This is a genomic window from Deferrivibrio sp. (assembly GCF_055117995.1).
This window is the reverse complement of record NZ_JBSQOT010000020.1, coordinates 16,365-36,243: the sequence shown is the minus strand read 5'-3', so window position 1 is coordinate 36,243 and position 19,879 is coordinate 16,365. Positions and strand designations below refer to the sequence as shown.

Here is a 19,879-nt window from a genome sequence, read left to right as displayed (position 1 = left end):
AGTTAAATTTTCCATTGCATTGAACCTTTTTTTTGTATAAATCTCATAGAAAATAAATAGAGTAAATTAATTTGTCAACTAAAAAGGGGTATATATGAAAAAAGGAACAAAACTTGTTGCAATTGGCATTATAGTGGTAGTAGCTGTATTTTATCTTATCTCTTCAGGATTTAAACAAAGCGGAGTATACTATCTTGAAGTGCATGAACTCATAAAAGATCCGACAAAATATGAAGCCAAAGGAATTAGGGTAAGCGGTGATGTTGTAAAAGGAACAATAGTCAAAGATGCAAAAAATCAGCATCTTGAATTTGTTATGGCAGATGGTACCGGCAAACAGATGAATGTTGTTTATAATGGGATTATCCCGGATGCATTCACCGAGGATGTCCAGGTAATTGTAGAGGGGAAATACCATAAAGATACCAACACCTTCAATGCAAGTACACTGCTTGCCAAATGCCCTTCAAAATATGAAGCCGAGGTGGAAAAGCAATAATATTCAAATATATTAATATTGCAAAGTAATTTAGAATAATTTTAATATTGAACTTTTATTTTTTTTAAGTATCTAAACGTAAAAATTTTTAGGAGATGAAATTTATGGGCAATCTTGGTTTTTTATTGCAGTTTTTGGGTCTAATCAGCGCGGCAATTGCCGTGATCCTTTTTGGTTCTTCGTTTAACAAAGAATCCAAAGTAGTAGACAAATATGGAACTCTTTTCATTCACATTCAGACAATTTTAATTACCCTTGCATCTGTTGTCCTTGTATATGCACTGGCAACCGAATACTTTAAGATTGAATATGTAGCTCAGTATACTGATAGTAAGCTTCCATTTATTTACAAAATCAGTGCATTCTGGGCTGGACAGGCCGGCTCTCTTTTATTCTGGGGATGGCTGATCGCGGTATTTTCATCCATTGAGGCTTTAAGAATAAAAAATTACAGTTTAAGATACAAGGCAGCAACATTTTTTGCACTTGCTCTTACAAGCGGATTCTTTTTTGTTTTGACAAATTTTGTAACAAACCCTTTCAAGGAACTCGATTTTTTCCCTGCAGACGGTCTTGGCATGAACCCACTGCTTCAAAACCCCGGGATGCTGTATCACCCACCTACACTTTACCTTGGCTTCGTACTTTTTACACTGCCACTTGCCCATGCATTTGGCTCACTTGTAAGCAACGATAACTCCAGCCACTGGGTAAAAAACACCAGAGGTTGGTCAATCTTAAGCTGGATATTTCTTACAATAGGTATTGTTCTTGGTGGTCAATGGGCATATGTAGAGCTTGGCTGGGGCGGATACTGGGCATGGGACCCTGTGGAAAACGCATCACTGCTGCCATGGCTTACTGGTACTGCCTTTTTGCATTCAGCCATCATGTATGAAAGAAAGGAAAAACTAAAAATCTGGTCGTACATTTTAATATTAGTCACTTATGAACTCTGTATTTTCGGTACATTTTTGACAAGAAGCGGGGTAATTGATTCTGTACACAGTTTCGGAAAATCAGCGCTTGGACCATTCTTTATAATAATGATTATAGCAACAGCTATCGGATTTTTATATTATCTTTTTACCAATCTGAAATATCTAAAAGAAGAAACAAACTATTCCATATTTTCAAAAGAAGGGATGTTTTATATTACAAACTGGCTTTTTGTTGCACTGATGGTTGTTATACTTTTTGGAACAACATTGCCAATATTGACTCAACTTTTCCCGAGCAAATTGACAGTTGGTATACCATACTACAATAAAGTCTCCACGCCATTTTTCATGCTAATAATCCTTATCAGCGGAATATGTCCCCTTTTGCCTTATGGAAATACAAAACTTAATGACATTATTAAAAATCTCTGGCCTTCATTTTTATTTATGATAATTGCAACCGCAGGGATATACGCATACGGATTTACTGACATTATACCACTTGTACTTTTTGCCTTCACTTCATTCTCGCTATTTACCATACTTCTGCAAATTTTTAGGGGCATCATAAAAAACGGAATCAGTATTATTTACCGTAATAGCAGGCTTTACGGAGCCTTAATAATTCACTTTGGTTTAGTTGTGTTATCTTACGGGGTAATAGCCTCTTCTTTTTATAACGTTTCTGTAGATAAGGTTGTGGCACCTGGAGAAACGATCTCATTCTATAAATATGAACTAAAGGTTGGCGATCTCGTAATAAAAGAAAAGCAAAACTATGTCTCTGTTTATTCCCCTGTTAAAGTCTATGAAAATGGAAAATATATCATAACGATGACTCCGGAAAGGAGATTTTATAACAATCACAAAGAGCCTTTTGCAGAAGTGTCAATATACACCGAAGCAAAAGGGGATTTATATCTTATACTTGCATCCTACTCAAAACCAGAAAATATAATCGGTATCCAGGCTGTTTATGAGCCTTTTATCGTGTGGATATGGATAGGTTGTGCTATAATGGTGTTAGGCGGATTACATGGAATTTTCCCATTCAAAAGAAACAAACAGTGATTTTATTAAGTTAGACGGCGTAAAAAAAAGTTACGGACATATTGATGCACTTAAGGGTGTCTCCTTTGTTTTGAAAAAAGGGGACTTCCTTTCTGTTTTTGGTCCAAATGGCGCCGGAAAATCTACACTTTTAAAAATACTTTCAGCCCAAACACGACCTACAAAAGGTAAGGTATATTTTAATGGTATTGATCTTGGAAAACAACCGGATGAATTTCGAAAAACATTTGGTGTAATATCCCATCTCCCATTTCTTTACGAAAATCTCTCAGCATATGATAATCTTAAATTCTACGCAAAAATATATGGTGTACAGGATATTGAAGTCAAAGTTGAAACTATTTTGAATAAGGTAGAACTTACAGGCAGAAAAAATGACTACGTCAGAGGGTATTCAAGGGGGATGCTCCAGAGGCTTTCCATCGCAAGGGCATTGATTCACGACCCTGACATCATACTTCTTGATGAGCCATACACAGGTCTTGATCAGCATGCATCATTTATATTGACAAATATTCTTAAAGAACAATTTAAAAACAACAAAACAATCATAATGGTAACGCACAATTTAAGCAGGGGTTTTGACCTTGCATCAAAAGTTGCGATAATGAAAAAGGGTGAACTTGCTCTTTTTGAAGAAAAAGAAAGACTGCCTGAAGCTGAATTTGAGGATATTTATATTTCTACATTGGAGAACTGATTTGTGAAAAAATATTTTAAAACTATCTACTACATTTTTGAAAAAGATATAATGCTGGAGATGAAGTCCAAGGAAGTCATCAACTCGATGCTGATATTTTCTCTACTTACTGTGATTGTTTTCAGCTTTATTTTTGAACCCGGTGCTGAATATAAAATCGACCTTGTAGGCGGAATTTTGTGGATGGCAATTGTGTTTGCAGGTATTCTTGGGCTTAACAAATCTATGATGAGCGAAATAAATGGCGGCAACTTAAACGCCTTACTGCTTGCGCCTGTTGACAAAAGCGCTATCTTTTTCGGTAAGGTATTGTCAAATTTTACATTTCTCATTTTTATGGAATTTGTCACAATACCTATTTTTACGGTATTTTATAATGTAAATATTTTTAAATATACACTGCTTTCGATCTCTGTCTTTATACTTGGAACATATGGATTTTCAGTCCTGGGGACACTTTTTTCAATCATATCCGTAAAGTCAAGGACGAGGGAAGTGATGCTCCCTATATTATTGTTGCCCCTTATGATTCCCGTAATACTTGCCGCTATTCAATCCATCAATATTTTTATCAAAGGGGATGAGATAAGTGATGCATTTAGATGGATTAAATTAATAGTTTCATTTGACCTTGTGTTTACTTTTGTAGTATATGCTATTTTTGACTACATAGTTGAGGAGTAATTATGAAAATAGAAAAGTTAATTGACTATATCGCATTTGTCCTGATAATCATAGCGCTTTACTTTGCGTTTATTTTTGCTCCCGTTGAAAAGGTAATGGGGGTAGTTCAAAAAATATTTTATTTTCATGTTGCAAGCGCCTGGATTGCATTCTTTGCTTTTTTTGTAACATTTATATGCAGTATATTTTTACTTGCCACAAATAAATATATATTTGATGACATAGCCTCATCTTCTGCTGAGATAGGGATTGTATTCTGCTCAATCGTTCTTATAACAGGGCCCATCTGGGCTAAACCTATCTGGGGGACATGGTGGACATGGGACCCAAGACTTACCACCACATTAATCCTCTGGTTTATCTATGTTGGTTACCTGATGCTCAGAAAGTTTCTTGACGAAGACGATAAAAAAGCAAAGTTTTCTGCAGCAGTAGGAATAATAGGATTCATCGACGTCCCGATTGTATTTTTGTCCATAAGATGGTGGAGGACGATACATCCGAATGTGTTGCAAAAAGGGGGTGGCGGCCTACACCCTGACATGCTTACAAGTCTTATTGTATCGGTAATTGCTTTTACATTTCTGTATCTCATGCTTATGAACAAGAATTTGAAAATAAAAAATTTAGAGCGAAATATATTCACTGTTGAAAACAAATAAGGGGTATAAATATGAAAAACTTCTGGTATCTTTTTGCCGGCTATACCGTAATATGGGCACTTATATTCTTTTATGTCCAGAGACTAAACAGCAAAATAAAAGAGCTTAGCCTGAAATTAGACCGTCTGTCCCAGGATAAATAACTACTTTTTCTTTTTCATGAAATCAATCAGGGAAACAACATCTTTGTTTATGGCTTCTATGTTTTCCTGCTTGATTTCGTCGTAAATCTCCTTTCTGAATACCTGTATATCCTTAGGGGCCTCTATACCAATTTTTACATTTTTGCCGGTAATTTCGACAATTTTTATTTCGATATCATCCCCTATCATCAGGCTTTCATTTATCTTTCTTGTTAAAACTAACATTATTCCCCTATTTAAACAAAGGTGTCTTTACCTGATAGTTATCATCATCCAAAATTATCTGTTTTGCAAGTTTTTTCTTTGAGTTGATAACAAGGGGTGCCTTCAAATTTATAGTTGCTTTTTGAGGGTCATCTTTGACCACTACAAGGCCAAAAATTTCCATATCTGACTCTTCTTCAATCTGCAATACCTTAAACTCACTTTTGTTAAACTTAGGAGAATAATCAGGAAAAAATACTTTTATATCAGCAAGTATAAAAGTAACATTTACATCCTGCACAGACTGAAAATATGAAAAAGGATAAAACTCTTTGGAGGATATAAACAAGAAATCAGAAAGCTCATTAAACCCGAGAATCGGTGAAACCATTGTTATAAGGTCATCATCAGTATATTCAAACTTACCAAGTTTCGGTGAATTTAAAATTTTCTTCTGCATCTTTTCCTCACTTTTCAAAACATTTTGTAAACTCATATTACACCTCTTTATAAAAAATTATCCTAAATAGTCCATAATTGAAAGCTGCAACACCTTGGCAGCAGTGCTCATAGCCATCTGGTATGCCTGCTGGGCAAGCTGAAACTCTGTAATGGCTTTTGTCATATCCACTTCTGTAGCACCAAGATATTTGGCCTTCAGCTCTTCATTGGAAGTAGAAATGGTTGTATGAAAATTTATCAGGGAATCCACCCTGTTTTGTCTTGTCCCTGTAAGGGTTAGGTTTGTTGTAATCTGGGTTTCAGCCTTATCAAGGACAGGAATTTCATAGTTTATCCCTGAGCCAACTGTTGAAGTAAATGAATCTGCCGTATAAAGTGTGCCAGGGTCAAAGGCAAGCTTTACCCCGTCAGCCACATCTTTCAGTTTTCCTGCAGTATCAAGTGTAACATAATTGACCAATTCTCCACTGCTGCCGGAAACTTTGATTTTAACCTCATCACCTGCTTTGAAATATCCGAGCGTTCCTTCATGGCTGCCTGTTACAAGTAAATTGGTAACACTGCCACTATAGTTAAAGGCAAGTTTACCTTCAATGTTTTGAGCAGTGATTCCTGAAGGCAGGCTATAATTGATTTCAGCTGCAAGTTCGTCAATTGACGTATATGTTTTTGGGCTTACAGTCACTGAAGATTTGTTCCAGCTTGTACCGTTATAATATCTGAAAGTCAGCGTCCTTTCTGCATCAGTTGTATTTTCAAGCTCAAGCACAGGAGTTTGCTTCGAAAAAACGTAATTATTGTAGGAAGTTGACCCATCATCATTTTTTAACCCTAAGGCCTTAGCGGTAGTACTATCATTTGCGTTAATCTCCACTTCCTGCAGTCCGCTTCCGGATTTAACAACAAGTCTGTTGTTTTGAACCTCAGCTTTAATACCAAGTGAAAGCATATTAGGATTGGTATTAATTGCATTCAAAATATCATCTGCACTACTGACTGATGTAATGTTAAATGACTCCATAGTAATATTACCATTTGCATCGCTTACTATGATATCAAAATCAAGATTGGACGCTCCTGACAAATTGATATCATTAATTGAAGATGTAGAAAGCTCTTTTTGTATAAAAAAATCTGTCTTGTCCCCCACCGGCTGAACTTCATACTTCCACTCATCATTATAATTACCTTTAAATGTGCCATCCAGATAAGGGGTAGCAGTGGAATTCAGATTTTCATCTCTCCAGGCGCTCGGTTCACCTATCCCTTCCTGGGGGATATTCAGGTTAAGGGCATCGTAAAGATTTTTGAGTGACCTGAAAATGTCCACATTTTTACCTTCCTGAACAACATTCATATCACCAAGGCTAAAACTTGAATTTGCCTTAAGGCTCAAATCAAAAGATTGGCTGCTGTTTGAGTCAATGACTATTGAAACTCCTGAGCCAAGCTCTATCGGGCTACCATCGTAATTGGAAACGGTTTTGCTTATTATTGTGGCACCTTTTTTGTCTGTAACAGAAATATCAAGAGCGCCCGCATTATTTACTACATTTACCTTCCAGTAATCGTCGCTGCCACCTGTATATTTTCCAAGGACAGTAACATTCCTGTTGACTTCAGGATAACCAAGTCCTTTGTTGCTTTCTGCAAACCTTAGCGTAAATTTACTCTGCCCTGAGCGTAAGTCATTGACATAAATATTCCCATTTTCCACTTTAGCATCAACTGTATAGTCGTATAGCTCCTCAACAAATTGAAGCAGATCACTGATTCTCTTCTCAGTTGCAACGGGGAAATTATCTCCGTATGCATTGTCATATTTAAACTGTCCACCATGCTCTACTGCAAGATAAGTGTCCGAGCCGTAATTAACATTTTCCAGATTGAATGTGATGTCAAATGTGCTTGTGGCACCTATGCTCAAATTTGAAATCTCATACGAAATATTAAAGTTAAGTCCTTTATCTTTAAGGGCTTTATCCAGAGCATTTTTTATTTCGAATTTTTCAACATTCCCATCGGAATTTTCATCAACAGGTGTAAAAGCAATTTTTTCACCGTTAATTATAAACTCAGTTGCTGATGCAGTTGATGTGCTCACAGATGACAAAGTCACCGATACTTTATTTTTTGTATCAAAATCGTCATAATTGATTTCAAATCTTGTATCTTTCCCCTTAGCCTCATACTTGTTATTCTGGTCAAAAGTTACCACTTTAAATGTTGAGTTTGCCGATGTGTAAGAAGGGTTGATAATGGCATAGTTGCCAATTGACGATAGCCCTGACTCGATTGATGCCTCGTCGAAAGATGAAAAATTTGCTGTTACACTGCTTAGATTAGGTGTAATAAATGTTGCACTGGCACTTCCAGTCAATGTTATCTCGTCACTTACCTGAATATTCCCTTCAAATCCAAGAGTGTTATCTTTTGAACCGTAAATTTCAAAATTGACCATATTTCCGGTGCGAACAGAGGTAAAAAGTATTTTATCCCCATCTGCACTTGCCTCAATCTCATTTCCAAGCCCTTCACTTTCAAGCATTCTATTAAGGCTGAAAACAATATCATCTATATCTTTATAAGCCCTCTTATCCATTGTAAGCAGATAATCTTTGCCTGCATATTTCAGCAATACAGACCTTTGTGTCTCGCTTTTATCAGTCATGTCAAGATTAACTGAATTTGGGGAGATAGCTTTTGCTACACCTACTTTAAAACCGTAGTGGTCTGTGCCTGAAATATCTATATAGTCAGCGTCCCCCAAATTTGCGCTGTCAATCTGGGAAAATTTTGTAGTAGATGTGATTCCAAGCCCTTTTACTGTATTGTATCTTGTGGATTTTAAAATTCTGTCTGCCTCAAGAAAAACTTCTTTCCCTGTCAAATTTAGGGTCACTTCCTGATTGTAACCGATTTTTGTATTAATTTTCCCCAGGTCGCCATGATATCTGATATCATCTCCGGGTTTGAAATAAAAACTTATTTTGCTGTCATTAAAATCATTTTCCGGTAATTTTACGGCAAAGCCAAGCCCCGTATTTACAACCTTTCCAGGCTCATACATCACCGTAAGGGAAGTCGCTGTCCTGTTTCCCCCTTTTGCTGTTTCATCGCTGCCGTTTGAATCAAGAAAAAGTTTATTGTTATCCTTATCATATACAGTGATTGTTACTTTATCGGTATTTGAATCCTTGTTTAGTAAAATAGTGTATTGCCCTTCGTCAGGCTCCGGCATATCTCCAAACACTTTTCTGGTATAAACTTCAAGCTGAGAATTTGTTGAAGTAACAGAAGAAATTTCTCTTGCATCAGCCTCAAAAGGTGTTGTCTCGGTCTGAAAACCTGCAAATATATATCTCCCCATATAATTTGCATTCCCAATATCAACCATGGAATCAAGAATATTTTTTACATCCCCGGCAAGAGCCTTCCTGCTCGTGGCACTCTGACTGTCATTTGCCCCTGCAATCGCATACTGATTCTTGGCCTGGCTCAGCAAATCTATTGCCCTTTGTAGTTCATTATCAGTATTTGTTATCCATGTCAGCGCACTTTCTGCATTTGTCTTGAACTGCTCCGCTTCATCAATAGTCCTTTGAATGTTAATTGCACTAACATAATTTGTTGGACTATCTTCAGGCTTTAAAAGTGTCCTTCCTACCGTTACCTTCTCATTACTCTCAGTAAGTTTTGTAAGAGAATTTTCAAGACTGGACAGATATTTAAAAGGCAATAGATTAAATGTTACTCTCATAGTTCACCTCTACCTTCCTACAACTCCGACACCGTTTATAAGCCTGTCTATCATCTGATCCACAGCAGTTATAAATCTTGCATTTGCTTCATAAGCTTTTTGAAATTTTATCAGATTGGTAAACTCTTCATCGATTGAGACACCCCTTACCTGCTCAAGCTTTATTGTAAACTGATCAACGGATTGTTTTTTTGCATTGTAGAATACATCAATTTGATTTTTATCAGCTGCAATGGTGGTGGTAAATACCGAATAAAATTCGTCTATTGAATAGTTGCTGTCCACCACATTTTTAAATTTCAGATTCGCAATGTCAAGAGCATTTGTGTTGTCCCCTGCTGCAGTGGATTTTGCTGTGGCAATAAAATTTGGATTATTTTTTATAAGGTCATTTAACTTTATATCTCTGGCACCACTTCCACTAAAATATCCATATAATCCCGATGCAACAAGAAAGTTTGAAGTATCTTCAGTAAAAGAGAATGTATACCCCTCTTCAGAAGTTATTTTAATGCTATTTCCTGCAGAAATCTGCGCAGAAATTCTACCGCCAAAAGCATTGCCGTCAGCAGAATTTATCTTCTCTATGACAGAAAGAAGATTATCCTCTTCAGGGTCTATATCTATATCATAATAGTCTGAAATCTCTCCCTCACTATTGTAAACGGCAATCCTGAAAGTCCCTTCATTTACATCATAGGGAAACTTGCCAAGGTCTCTCGAAAATGAATAAGTGGGGTTGTAAACACCATTTGAAGAAGTAATGGAGTCAAACCTCTCAATTCCAAGCCCTGTTGAATGTATCCTGTTTGTTTCTTCAATGAGTGTTTGAGCAAGTTTGTCCAGTTTGTCAGTGTATTCAGTAAGGATGCTGTCTCTCAACTTTATTTCAGCTGCCACCTTGCCGCCTGAAATTCTTGATGTAATATCCACTATTGGCTCATTTGAAACTCTTGAACCCCAGTAGATATCATAATGATTGCTGTTATTCTCATTTTTCACAGCATAAAGTTTGTTGGTAACATCTGAATCTACAAGGGTATTTCCACCCACAAGCACCGCTATTTGCCCATCACTTCTTTCATGAACATTAAAGTCGACATAGTCTGACAGTTTCTCTAAAAGCAAATCTCTCTGATCTCTGAAATCATTGGCTCTGTCGCCACCGGATTCCACCTTTCCTATTTGAATATTTATCTGTCTTATGCTTTCTGCTATATCATTTATCTCATTTACATATTGTTCAATCTTCAAGTCTGAATTTTCCCTTATGGACTCAATCTGGGCATAACTATCCTGAATCTTTGTGGCCAACGTTTCTGTCTTGTTCACAAGCTCTATCTTTTTAACCTGCGATTCATCTGAATTATCAGGTGCAGTGCTCGCAAGATCCTGCCAGGCGTTAAAATATTCTTTCAGCGCATCTCCAAGGCCTGAGCCACTTTCAAGTTCGTTAAAATACACTTTTACTTCGTCAAGAGATGTTTGTAATGCTGACCAGTAGCTCAGCGATGTGTTTTCACGTCTCAAATTGTTTGCCAAAACCTCGTCATATGTTCTCTCCACATACTCAAGCTTTGCGCCTCTCCCAAAAGGTCCAGGAGTTACCAGCAGTGGATTTTGGGTTTGAATTACAGCCCTTTGCCTTGAATAACCTTCTGTGTTGGCATTGGCAATATTGTGGCCTGTAATCTCTATACCCGCCTGAGATGTCATAAGACCGGACACGCCGGTGTATAGCGTACCGAATATATTAGACATAATATTATCCTCTAAGCGCTTCTTGTAAATGAAGCAAGTTTTGCTGCCTTTGTCCCGTTGCTGGTGTAAGAGATTCCGGTTGTAACCCCGATTTTATCAAAAAAGTCAGAAATCAGTCTGAGATTTGTTGAATACAGCATTTTTATCGCAAGATTTTCATTGTGCGTTTTTGCGGCAAGCTCCGTTAATTTATTTTTAAGCTCTACTATCTCACTTTTTTCAGGAGAATCCTCAAGATGTTCAATTAAATCATTAAGATTATTTCCGCTTAGTCCATTCATAAGGCAGTATTTTTTGATGTATTTCTCCCTGGCCTCATCTAAAACTCTGTCTTTATATATAACCGTATCTTTCTGTTTGACAGTTTCTATAACCCTGTCTATTTCCCAATGGGTAATATAATATTTTTCTTTTTCTATTATTGAGTTAAGCTCCTCAAGAAGCTTCAGTTGACTTTTGAGCACACCAATAAGGTTCTGGATTGTTTCCATATTTTCCTCCGTCTTTAGTTTTAATGAACTTTAAAACAGGTCGTCTACAGCAGTATTAACAATCTTTTCTGCCACTTTTCTGCCGGAGAAATCGTAGGTGCCTGACTCAATCTGCTTCCTGATTTCGCTTACCTTCTCGGCTCTTACTTCAGGAGATGATTTCACCCTTTCAACAAGGTTATCCACTTTGCGAAAGGAGGATAGCTCCACCCTGTCTTCCTGAGCCTTTTGTCTCGAACCAGTCTTTGACTGCTCAGTATCCTTCTTGACAGTACTGCTAACATTCCCGTAAAGAGCATTCGGTTTGTCTTCAATTCTCATAATCTCCTCCAGTCACAACTGGATAATCGGCAGAATTTTAAAATACTTTAACAAAAATTACAACCTTTTAAAGTTCAAATTATTATATTCAAATTCTATGCCACTATTTTTAAGCCGTTTTTATAATTTTCCAGGCTATTTTTACCTTCATCTGTGTATTTTTTTCCGGCTACAAATGAATTATTTTCCCTGAAAAAATTTATTAACATCTCTTTTATCCCGCCCCTTGAATTTTCCGCAGCTATTCTGGAAACTTCGTAATCCATCATTTCTGTAAATATTTTCTCACCTTCAGATTTTTTTAAAAGCCCTGATTCAAAGCCCCCTTTCCTTCCGCTTTTCATAATAATACTGTAAAACAGAGCCTCAAACTCTTCACAGGCTTTGTCCAATCTCTTTTTCTGCAGGTCAGATGCATTAACATTTTCAAAATTTATTTTTTCTATCATCAGATTACCTCCAGCTCACCCTGTAAAGCGCCTGCAGCTTTTATTGCCTGCAATACCGCTATTAAATCTCTTGGAGAAACTTTTATAGCATTGAGAGCCTTTACAAGGTCACTTATCCTGACCCCTTCCGGTATCATCATCAGCTTTGCATCCTCTTCTTCAATCTGAATTTCCTGGTTATTTGTGACAACTGTCTGCCCTTCAGACAAAGGTGCCGGCTGGGAAACCTCAACAGTATTAGTAATTTTTATTGTCAAATTACCGTGGGAAACTGCCACGGTAGAGATTCTTACATCTGATCCCATTACAATAGTCCCTGTTCTTTCATCCACCACAACTTTTGCAAATGTCTCCGGCTGGATTTCAAGCCCCAAAATTTTGTCAACAAACTCATAATAGTTATCTCTGTACTGTTCCGGCACAACAACTTTCACAGTGGTAGGATTGACTATTGCTGCTACTTCCTCATCAAAATATTTATTTATAAGGTTTTTGGCTTTTACAATATTGGAAATGCTTAAATTGTTGAAACTTAATGTAAGATATTCGTTGCTCAAATTAAAAGGTATCTCCTTTTCTATTAAAGCACCATTGGGTATTCTGCCCACAGTAGGATGATTTTTCACTGCCCCTGCACCTCCAGCAGAAACATTCATCCCACCTACTGAAATAGGCCCCTGGGCTACAGCATAAATCTGTCCGTTAGGAGCTGACAGTGGAGTAAGAAGAAGTGTCCCACCTTCAAGGCTTTTGGCATCACCAATTGAAGAGACCACCACATCTAACTTTGAGCCTGCTGCCGCAAATGGAGATAGTTTTGCAGTAACCATCACAGCTGCAACATTTTTTACCTTAACTTTGGCCTTATCAACCGTAATACCCATCCTGTCGAGCATATTTACCAGCGATTGTATTGTAAATTCTGTACCTGATTTATCCCCTGTCCCATTAAGCCCTACTACCAATCCATAACCTATAAGCTGATTATCCCTTACCCCTTCAATTGTTGCCATATCCCTGATTTTTATCCCTGCAATTGAAACTGATTCAAATAGAAATAATATTATCAAAATTATAAACTTTTTCATAACGTCCCTCCCTAAAATGGCCATACCCAGTCTATTACACTTGATAGCCACCCTTTGCGGTTTGCATCGCTTAAAACACCTTTGCCAGTGTAAGTAATCTGGGCATCAGCAATCGATGTAGAAAGTACCGTATTGCTTGCGTCGATATCTTTTTGTCTGATTATCCCTTTTACGGAAATAGTCTGCTTCTCCTGGTCCACCAGAATCTCCCTATTGCCTTCTATAACCAGATTTCCTGATGGAAGAATATCCACAATCCTTGCAGCAATTGTTGCTGTTACTTTATCAGACTTCTGTTTTGCTCCGCTGCCATTAAAAGAATTGGAAGTATCCGCTGCAACAGTCGGGTCAAATGCATTGCCTTTATTTAAAAAATTTGTCATCCCCATGTTCAAAGGAAGTCCAAGCAAATTTGTAATTCCGCTATTGTAACTGCTTGTCTTCGTAGTCTTGGTAGAGTTTGAATTGCTCGCAGAAGAAGATTCCACAATTTTGACAATAATTATATCTCCAAGAGACCTACCCTTATAATCAAGAAACATTGCACCGGAATTGCCCACATCAGCCCAGAGTGAAGCAGAAGGTTGTTTTTGCTTCAGAGCATTGTTATACTTTGCAACCTCTTCATTATAATTTAACTTTGATACATTTGAAGTTACTTCCGGCTTCTTTGAACATCCGGACAACAACATATAAATTATCAGCAGAGAAAGAAAAAATTTCTTCATATAGCACCTCAAAGCATTTCTTCTGCTTTGAAATAGCACATTTGATGCCAATTTTTTCAAGAATTTTTTGCCTGCTTAGAAATGTACAACTGCCACGCCGTTTCCTTTATAAACAGCAATAAGGGCTTTATCTGACATGGAATTTTTTACCTGTAACTTCTCCCCAATGTAGCCATCTTCAAGGGCTTCACCAGAAGTTGAAACAGAAATATTTTCATTCTTATAAAGAATTTTTACCCTTTCCCCCTTTAAAATATCTGGTTTTGAATATACATTTTTTTTAAGTATCGGCCTGCCTGCAAAAATAGTAGAATTTGCCAGCTTATTCTCCAGATTATCAGCCAATAATTCTCTTATATTTGTTATATTTACAAGCTGTTTTGTATAATTGTTTTTGAATTCCTGCCCCTTGCCTATTCTGCTCGTGGCCACATACCCTTGCTTGTACGTTTCAATATAGGCATAAAATCTGTAAACATCCTCACCATTATCGATATATATATTTGTGGAACCAAATGGAATATCTTCAATCTTAATCTTAAAATTCCCCTTTTTGTCGGTAAAAACCTTTCTGTTGTAATTAAACTTTTTAATATCAAACACATACTGAGTATAGGTTTCTTTGAGAAATTTCTGAATCTCTTCAAGAATTTCTTTTTCCTCTATCATTACGCCATTCCTTTTTACTGCTATTTTTTCCGGAAACTTTTGCCTTAAAATTTTGATATCTACCCCTGAAATCTTCGCAACTTTGGGCAAATAAATATTTACATCTTCATTATATTTGATTCCGCAATAAACCGGTTCATGGGAAAACATTTTATCAATCTGATCAAGATAAACGCAGCCGGTATCCACTTTAATTTCAGCAAACACCAAACTGCTTGTCAGAAAGATAAAAATAAGCACCCTTAACATATTTTCCCCTAAAATTACTTCAAGTTGTTTACTATTTGCAGCATCTGATCACCGGTCTGGATAGCCTTTGAATTGATTTCATATGCACGCTGGCCGGTAATCATATTTACCATCTCTTCTACAACGTTTACATTGCTCATTTCAAGCACACCCTGAGCAATTGTACCTATTCCATCTTCTCCAGGCACACCTGTTACTGCCTCTCCACTTGCCCCGGTTTGAACAAACAAGTTATTCCCAATTGCCTTTAGTCCTGCAGGATTTATAAATCTTGCAAGCTCAATGTTGCCTACTTCAGCTGCTTCTGCTTCACCAGGCAGTGTCACAGAAACAGTCCCATCTGTACCTATTGTAATACTTGTAGCATTTTCAGGAATATTTATAGCTGGCTCAAGCAAGTAGCCTTCAGGAGTCACAATATCCCCATCACTGTTTAGTTTAAAAGAACCTGACCTGGTGTAACCGATATTTCCATCAGGAAGGGTTACCTGGAAAAATCCATCCCCTTCAATTGCTATATCAAGCATATTTCCTGTCTGCTGAAAATTCCCCTGAGTAAAAATCTTTTCAGTAGCCACTACATTTGAACCAAGACCAATCTGAATACCTGTGGGGTGAGAAATGCCGGTAGCAGTTACAGCTCCAGCAGGTCGCATTTCCTGATACAGCAAATCCTGAAAATTTACTCTTGATTTTTTGAATCCTGCATTGTTTACATTGGCAAGATTGTTGGCAATATTGTCAATATTAATCTGCTGGGTAGTCATTCCGCTTGCCGCGGTCCAGAGTGCTCTTAACATAATTTATCCTCCTGTTAACCTATTTTTCCAAGTTCGTTTGCTGCTCTTTCATTCAACGTATCAATTGTCCTTATTACCCTTTGATACGTTTCAAATGCACGGTGTGTGCCAATCATATTAACCATCTCTCTGACGGGGTTTATGTTGCTCTCTTCAACATAGCCCTGCATAAGTTTAGGATTTTCCGACTCCACAGGGAGTGTGTCTATTGCTGCAAAAAGGTTGTAACCAATTTTCTGAAGTTTGGTCTTATCTTCAAATTCCACAAGATAAAGGGTATCCAACACTGCACCATCAACCGTAATATTCCCGTTTGAAAGTACCTCAACATTGCCGTTTGGTATCCTTATCCCTTCGTTATTTTCAACATTTCTGGATAAAACTTTGTAACCCTGCTGCGTAACAAGGTATCCGTCTGAATCAATTGTAAAATTGCCTGCTCTGGTAAATCTTATCCCAAAGGGGGTGTCAACAGCAAAAAACACATCTTTATTGTTTAAAGCAAAATCAAATTTATTGCCCGTCTGTTTTATATTGCCAGCAGAAAAATCTGTGTAAATTTCTGAAAGTTTTGAAACTGCGTTAATAGTCTGGTTATATCTGCTGTCCCTTATCGCATCATAAGGAAATTCATTTTCTTTCTTAAGATACTGGTCAAATGTTGGGGTATCCATCTTGAATCCCGCTGTATTGATATTCGCAAGATTATTGCTTATTATGTCAAGTTTCTTCTCCATCTGCAGCATGCCGCTTGCTGCCACATAAAGTCCATTAAGCATTTTTGCCCCCTTTTTTAAACTTAAACATTTCGGGGAATGATTTTTCGATTAAATATTGCAAACCTTTTATTTTCAAGTAGCTTACAGGCCTTGCCGGTCTTGTTTGAAAATAGAAGAAATTTTCATCACTATTTGAAAATACTGTTACGGTAGCATTTGAAATAACCGCGTTGTGATTGTTAAATACGGTAATCTCTTCCCTGATGAAATTTTTTCCGAAGATTTTGGTAACGGATTCTTCAAAGTTTAGTATCATTATATAGTCAGCATCTTCAGCAGATTTGGCCAAAGTCCCAAGCTTGTTCAGTGAAATTATATTTTCCATCAGACTTTTCATTTCAAAATCATACTCTCCGCTTATATCTTTTGGAGGAATAACAAATATTTTGGAGTCCGCAACAATCTTGTCACTGACACTGACCCTGTAATCTTCAAATTTTGCTTTTGTTTTATCAAATATAAGAGAAGAAAAATTTGTATTCATCTCAATAAGTGCTGCCATTAGCAAAAATCCTGAATTTGGTTTTAAAATAAGATTTTGCGTATTATTGAAGGTATTCTTTGTAACCACATTGCTGCAACCAAACAAAACTGTCACGAAACACAAAAAACATATATGAAAAACTTTCCTCATGGTTTCCTCCTGTCTGAAGTTTAGCAACTAAAATGCCAACAATTTTTAATTTTTCTTGTAACCTTTTTGATTATTCAACAGTTATTGGGGTATAAATAACAAGGAGGTAGAAAAAATAAAAAAAATCATTGCTTTAGCAGCGGTAGTTTTGTTAACATTCTCCGGTGTATCTGTATTTGCCAAAACAAAAGGCTTTGGCAAAGGATATTCAAGCGGTAAATCAAGCCAGGCTATGGGCTCTTACAAAGGCACATCCTCTCAAAATGGCTTTAAAACAGGGGATAGAGCACTTGATGGCAGCGGGAAAGGTTTTGGTGACGGTACAAACCCCCAACCCAAAGATGGTACGGGTTTTGGCGCAGCTCAAAAATAATTACCGGGTGGCAAAGCCACCCATTTTATACTTATGAACCATTTTCATAACTTTTTTGAAAAGACAAAGAGAGGTTTTTATAATTATCTTTTATCACTTACCCGTGACAGTGATTTTGCGGACGATATTTTTCAGGAAACATATTACAAAATTTTGAAAAATTACACAGAAAATCTGTCTCCGGGAATTTTGTACAAAATTGGAAAAAATTTATTTATAGATGCCTATAACAAAAACAAAAAGCATCTTGCCATCGAAGACATAAACCTCAATTACAACAATGAAGATGATGCAAGGCTTGAAGCCGAAGCCCTTTTGAGAATGCTGGAGGATGACGAAAAGCAGGTTTTTCTCATGAGCGCAGTTGACGGTCTAAAGTATGAGGAGATAAGTAAGGTTACAGGTATGAGCGTAGCCAATATAAAGGTAAAAATATTCAGGGCAAGAAAAAAGATACAGCAAAAAATCAATGGGGGTCAAAGATGAAAGAGATTTTAATAAGTCAATTTATTGACGATGAGCTTAGTCTTCCGGAAAAAAAAGATTTTGTAATTAATGTAAAAAATGATGATGAGTTTTATGATGAAGCTATAAAATTCATTGAATCAGAGATTAAATTCATCGAAAAAATCAAAAAAAATAATATCCCCGATTTAAAACTTAAAAGAGCTTTTTATTTCAATTACAAAATTGCTGTTGCAGCACTTCTTTTAATTGCACTTTCCTTTTTTGGAATAAGTAAAGTTGCATTTTCTCCCCAACAAATTACTGCCGCCAAAAATCTCAAGGAATACAGATTTGTTATTTTCAATGATAATGCCAATAAAGTTGAAATCTCAGGTACATTTACAAACTGGCAAAAAATTCCAATGAAAAAAATCAATAATTCCGGTTACTGGGAACTAACCTTGTCAATTCCCGAAGGTGAACATAAATACTCTATATTTGCAGATGATAATGTTTTAGCCGACCCTACAGCTGCATTTATAGAAAAAGATGACTTTGGCAATATTAATTCAGTTCTTGAGGTTTGATATGATATCGAGAGTTATTGTTATTCTGCTTTTTTTGGTTACAGGGTGTTCAAAATATAATGTAAAGGTTGATAACGATAAAATCTTGTTCACACTAAGAAACGACAGCAAACCATATTTTCATTACAGCGTTGATGGGTTTATGCCCCACGAAATGAAGGAAGAAAATGGCGTCTATTATTTCAGCATTAAAAAATCGAAAGACTTCAAATATTTTTTTACCGAAGAAAAAGGTTTAATAAAGGTAGATTGCCCCTTTATAGAGTATGATGATTTTGGGGGATACAGCTGCATCTTTGCCATGTAACCTTTTTGATCTTCAAACAGTTTATAAAGAAAAAGAGGAGGCTTGATATGAAAAAAATCACCACACTATTTGCAATACTTTTCGTTTCAACAATCTGCCTTGCAGAAGTTTCAGAAACTGCAGTGCTCGACAAGGCATCAGAAATGGTAAGACAGCAACTTCAGACAAATATTTCAATGGGGCTGAACAATCAGACAATGCTTAATGCTTACGGGCAAATTGTTCAAAGTAAAATGACAGAAGAGGTAAAAGCACAGATTTTAAGTAAAATGAGACAGGCATATCAAAACGGAATCCCTGCCGAGCCACTGGCAGAGAAAGTTATGGAAGGCTTTGCAAAAAAAGTCAATGAGCAGCAGATGCAGCAGGCATTAAACAAACTTACAGAAAGATTTGAATACGCAAAAAAAATCTCCGCTCAGATAAATGCCCCTGTTGAGCAGAAACAAAAAATGATGGCAAATTTGGCTGATGCTCTGGCTGCAGGGCTACAAACGCAAACTGCTGAGAGGGTTATGTCGAAAGACAGGGTAAAGGAAAATTCTGAACTTGCCACAGAAATAACAGAATGCCTTAAAGATATGGCAAGGGCAAGAGTCGATTCGCCGCAAATTGAACAAACTATGACTGCAGCCATTGAAAAAGGGTATAAGGCCAATGAACTTGCAGAAGTCAGGCAGAGGTTTAAAAGCCTGGCAAAAACAATGGACGCTAACCAGATTGCAAGAAATATGCAAAATGGTTTTCAAAAGGGGATGAGTGGACAGGATATTGGTAAGGGTCTTTCTGGTGGAGGATATAGACAAATGGGTGGTATGTCAAATGGCATGGGAACTGGCGGATATGGCGGTGGTAGTGCTGGAGGCAGTGGCTCAGGTGGGTCTGGAAGTAGTGACGGCAGCGGTGGAAATGGAGGCGGCTCCGGTGGTGGTCATGGCGGTGGTAGAGGAAAATAAATAAAAAAGCGGGGGAATTCCCCCGCCCTTAGTATAAACTATTCACCCATTCACCTACTCACCGATCCACCGATTTACCTATTCACCCACTCACCTACTCACCTTTCAAACCAT

General features: G+C 37.1%; 24 protein-coding genes. 11 read left to right on the top strand and 13 right to left on the bottom strand.

Annotated features, from left to right (window positions below; all coding sequences use genetic code 11):
• Positions 1–94 precede the first annotated feature (94 nt).
• The 6 genes from ACTCAF_RS06890 (at position 95) to ACTCAF_RS06865 (ending at position 4,700) form a co-directional block, all read left to right on the top strand.
• The gene (locus tag ACTCAF_RS06890; protein ID WP_463062559.1) at positions 95–499 is read left to right on the top strand and encodes a cytochrome c maturation protein CcmE; all 405 of its coding nucleotides are present in this window, start codon (positions 95–97) and stop codon (positions 497–499) included.
• 104 nt (positions 500–603) lie between these two features.
• Positions 604–2,511 carry a heme lyase CcmF/NrfE family subunit gene (locus ACTCAF_RS06885; RefSeq protein WP_463062558.1) on the top strand — a complete coding sequence of 636 codons (1,908 nt, stop codon included), beginning with the start codon at positions 604–606 and terminating at the stop codon, positions 2,509–2,511.
• On the top strand, positions 2,477–3,211 hold the full coding sequence (locus tag ACTCAF_RS06880) for an ABC transporter ATP-binding protein (RefSeq protein WP_463062557.1): 735 nt from the start codon (positions 2,477–2,479) through the stop codon (positions 3,209–3,211). Before ACTCAF_RS06885 ends, ACTCAF_RS06880 begins: the two co-directional genes overlap by 35 nt.
• A gap of 3 nt (positions 3,212–3,214) precedes the next feature.
• Positions 3,215–3,895 (top strand): heme exporter protein CcmB, encoded by a 681-nt coding sequence (locus ACTCAF_RS06875; protein WP_463062556.1) that lies wholly within the window; start codon positions 3,215–3,217, stop codon positions 3,893–3,895.
• Between the two features lie 2 nt (positions 3,896–3,897).
• A complete protein-coding gene (locus ACTCAF_RS06870; RefSeq protein WP_463062555.1) occupies positions 3,898–4,557 on the top strand; it encodes a cytochrome c biogenesis protein in 660 nt (219 codons plus the stop codon).
• Positions 4,558–4,568: 11 nt separating this feature from the next.
• Positions 4,569–4,700: a CcmD family protein gene (locus ACTCAF_RS06865; RefSeq protein WP_463062554.1), complete on the top strand. Its 132-nt coding sequence runs from the start codon at positions 4,569–4,571 to the stop codon at positions 4,698–4,700.
• Here the strand turns inward: ACTCAF_RS06865 and csrA are convergent, their stop codons facing one another.
• The 13 genes from csrA to ACTCAF_RS06800 all read right to left on the bottom strand — a co-directional run bounded on the left by csrA (position 4,701) and on the right by ACTCAF_RS06800 (position 17,095).
• On the bottom strand, positions 4,701–4,925 hold the full coding sequence (gene csrA, locus ACTCAF_RS06860; RefSeq protein ID WP_463062553.1) for a carbon storage regulator CsrA: 225 nt from the start codon (positions 4,923–4,925) through the stop codon (positions 4,701–4,703).
• A gap of 7 nt (positions 4,926–4,932) precedes the next feature.
• The gene (gene fliW / locus ACTCAF_RS06855; protein ID WP_463062552.1) at positions 4,933–5,400 is read right to left on the bottom strand and encodes a flagellar assembly protein FliW; all 468 of its coding nucleotides are present in this window, start codon (positions 5,398–5,400) and stop codon (positions 4,933–4,935) included.
• 21 nt (positions 5,401–5,421) lie between these two features.
• On the bottom strand, positions 5,422–9,126 hold the full coding sequence (locus ACTCAF_RS06850; RefSeq protein WP_463062551.1) for a flagellin N-terminal helical domain-containing protein: 3,705 nt from the start codon (positions 9,124–9,126) through the stop codon (positions 5,422–5,424).
• A 9-nt stretch (positions 9,127–9,135) separates the two neighbouring features.
• Complete coding sequence (gene flgK / locus ACTCAF_RS06845; RefSeq protein WP_463062550.1) at positions 9,136–10,887, bottom strand: flagellar hook-associated protein FlgK; 1,752 nt, start codon at positions 10,885–10,887, stop codon at positions 9,136–9,138.
• An 11-nt stretch (positions 10,888–10,898) separates the two neighbouring features.
• Complete coding sequence (locus tag ACTCAF_RS06840; protein ID WP_463062549.1) at positions 10,899–11,378, bottom strand: flagellar protein FlgN; 480 nt, start codon at positions 11,376–11,378, stop codon at positions 10,899–10,901.
• A 30-nt stretch (positions 11,379–11,408) separates the two neighbouring features.
• Complete coding sequence (gene flgM / locus ACTCAF_RS06835) at positions 11,409–11,699, bottom strand: flagellar biosynthesis anti-sigma factor FlgM (RefSeq protein WP_463062548.1); 291 nt, start codon at positions 11,697–11,699, stop codon at positions 11,409–11,411.
• Between the two features lie 95 nt (positions 11,700–11,794).
• Positions 11,795–12,148 (bottom strand): rod-binding protein, encoded by a 354-nt coding sequence (locus tag ACTCAF_RS06830; protein ID WP_463062547.1) that lies wholly within the window; start codon positions 12,146–12,148, stop codon positions 11,795–11,797.
• The gene (locus ACTCAF_RS06825) at positions 12,148–13,236 is read right to left on the bottom strand and encodes a flagellar basal body P-ring protein FlgI (protein WP_463062546.1); all 1,089 of its coding nucleotides are present in this window, start codon (positions 13,234–13,236) and stop codon (positions 12,148–12,150) included. Before ACTCAF_RS06825 ends, ACTCAF_RS06830 begins: the two co-directional genes overlap by 1 nt.
• A gap of 11 nt (positions 13,237–13,247) precedes the next feature.
• Complete coding sequence (locus ACTCAF_RS06820; protein WP_463062545.1) at positions 13,248–13,964, bottom strand: flagellar basal body L-ring protein FlgH; 717 nt, start codon at positions 13,962–13,964, stop codon at positions 13,248–13,250.
• A gap of 75 nt (positions 13,965–14,039) precedes the next feature.
• On the bottom strand, positions 14,040–14,882 hold the full coding sequence (gene flgA / locus ACTCAF_RS06815) for a flagellar basal body P-ring formation chaperone FlgA (RefSeq protein ID WP_463062544.1): 843 nt from the start codon (positions 14,880–14,882) through the stop codon (positions 14,040–14,042).
• 14 nt (positions 14,883–14,896) lie between these two features.
• Positions 14,897–15,682 (bottom strand): flagellar basal-body rod protein FlgG, encoded by a 786-nt coding sequence (gene flgG, locus ACTCAF_RS06810; RefSeq protein WP_463062543.1) that lies wholly within the window; start codon positions 15,680–15,682, stop codon positions 14,897–14,899.
• 14 nt (positions 15,683–15,696) lie between these two features.
• Positions 15,697–16,461 (bottom strand): flagellar basal-body rod protein FlgF, encoded by a 765-nt coding sequence (flgF, locus tag ACTCAF_RS06805; protein ID WP_463062542.1) that lies wholly within the window; start codon positions 16,459–16,461, stop codon positions 15,697–15,699.
• Positions 16,454–17,095, bottom strand: coding sequence for a hypothetical protein (locus ACTCAF_RS06800; RefSeq protein ID WP_463062541.1), 642 nt, complete (start codon positions 17,093–17,095; stop codon positions 16,454–16,456). The genes flgF and ACTCAF_RS06800 overlap by 8 nt, the downstream gene beginning before the upstream one ends.
• A gap of 148 nt (positions 17,096–17,243) precedes the next feature.
• On the opposite strand from ACTCAF_RS06800, the gene ACTCAF_RS06795 reads away from it, so the two are divergent.
• From ACTCAF_RS06795 to ACTCAF_RS06775, 5 genes are read left to right on the top strand one after another with little or no spacing between them, the layout of a single operon-like run.
• Positions 17,244–17,468 (top strand): hypothetical protein, encoded by a 225-nt coding sequence (locus ACTCAF_RS06795; protein WP_463062540.1) that lies wholly within the window; start codon positions 17,244–17,246, stop codon positions 17,466–17,468.
• Positions 17,469–17,501: 33 nt separating this feature from the next.
• Positions 17,502–17,954: an RNA polymerase sigma factor gene (locus ACTCAF_RS06790; RefSeq protein WP_463062539.1), complete on the top strand. Its 453-nt coding sequence runs from the start codon at positions 17,502–17,504 to the stop codon at positions 17,952–17,954.
• Positions 17,951–18,502: a glycogen-binding domain-containing protein gene (locus ACTCAF_RS06785; RefSeq protein WP_463062538.1), complete on the top strand. Its 552-nt coding sequence runs from the start codon at positions 17,951–17,953 to the stop codon at positions 18,500–18,502. The genes ACTCAF_RS06790 and ACTCAF_RS06785 overlap by 4 nt, the downstream gene beginning before the upstream one ends.
• A 1-nt stretch (position 18,503) precedes the next feature.
• Positions 18,504–18,809: a hypothetical protein gene (locus ACTCAF_RS06780; protein WP_463062537.1), complete on the top strand. Its 306-nt coding sequence runs from the start codon at positions 18,504–18,506 to the stop codon at positions 18,807–18,809.
• Between the two features lie 47 nt (positions 18,810–18,856).
• A complete protein-coding gene (locus tag ACTCAF_RS06775) occupies positions 18,857–19,765 on the top strand; it encodes a hypothetical protein (protein WP_463062536.1) in 909 nt (302 codons plus the stop codon).
• The last annotated feature ends 114 nt before the right edge of the window (positions 19,766–19,879 follow it).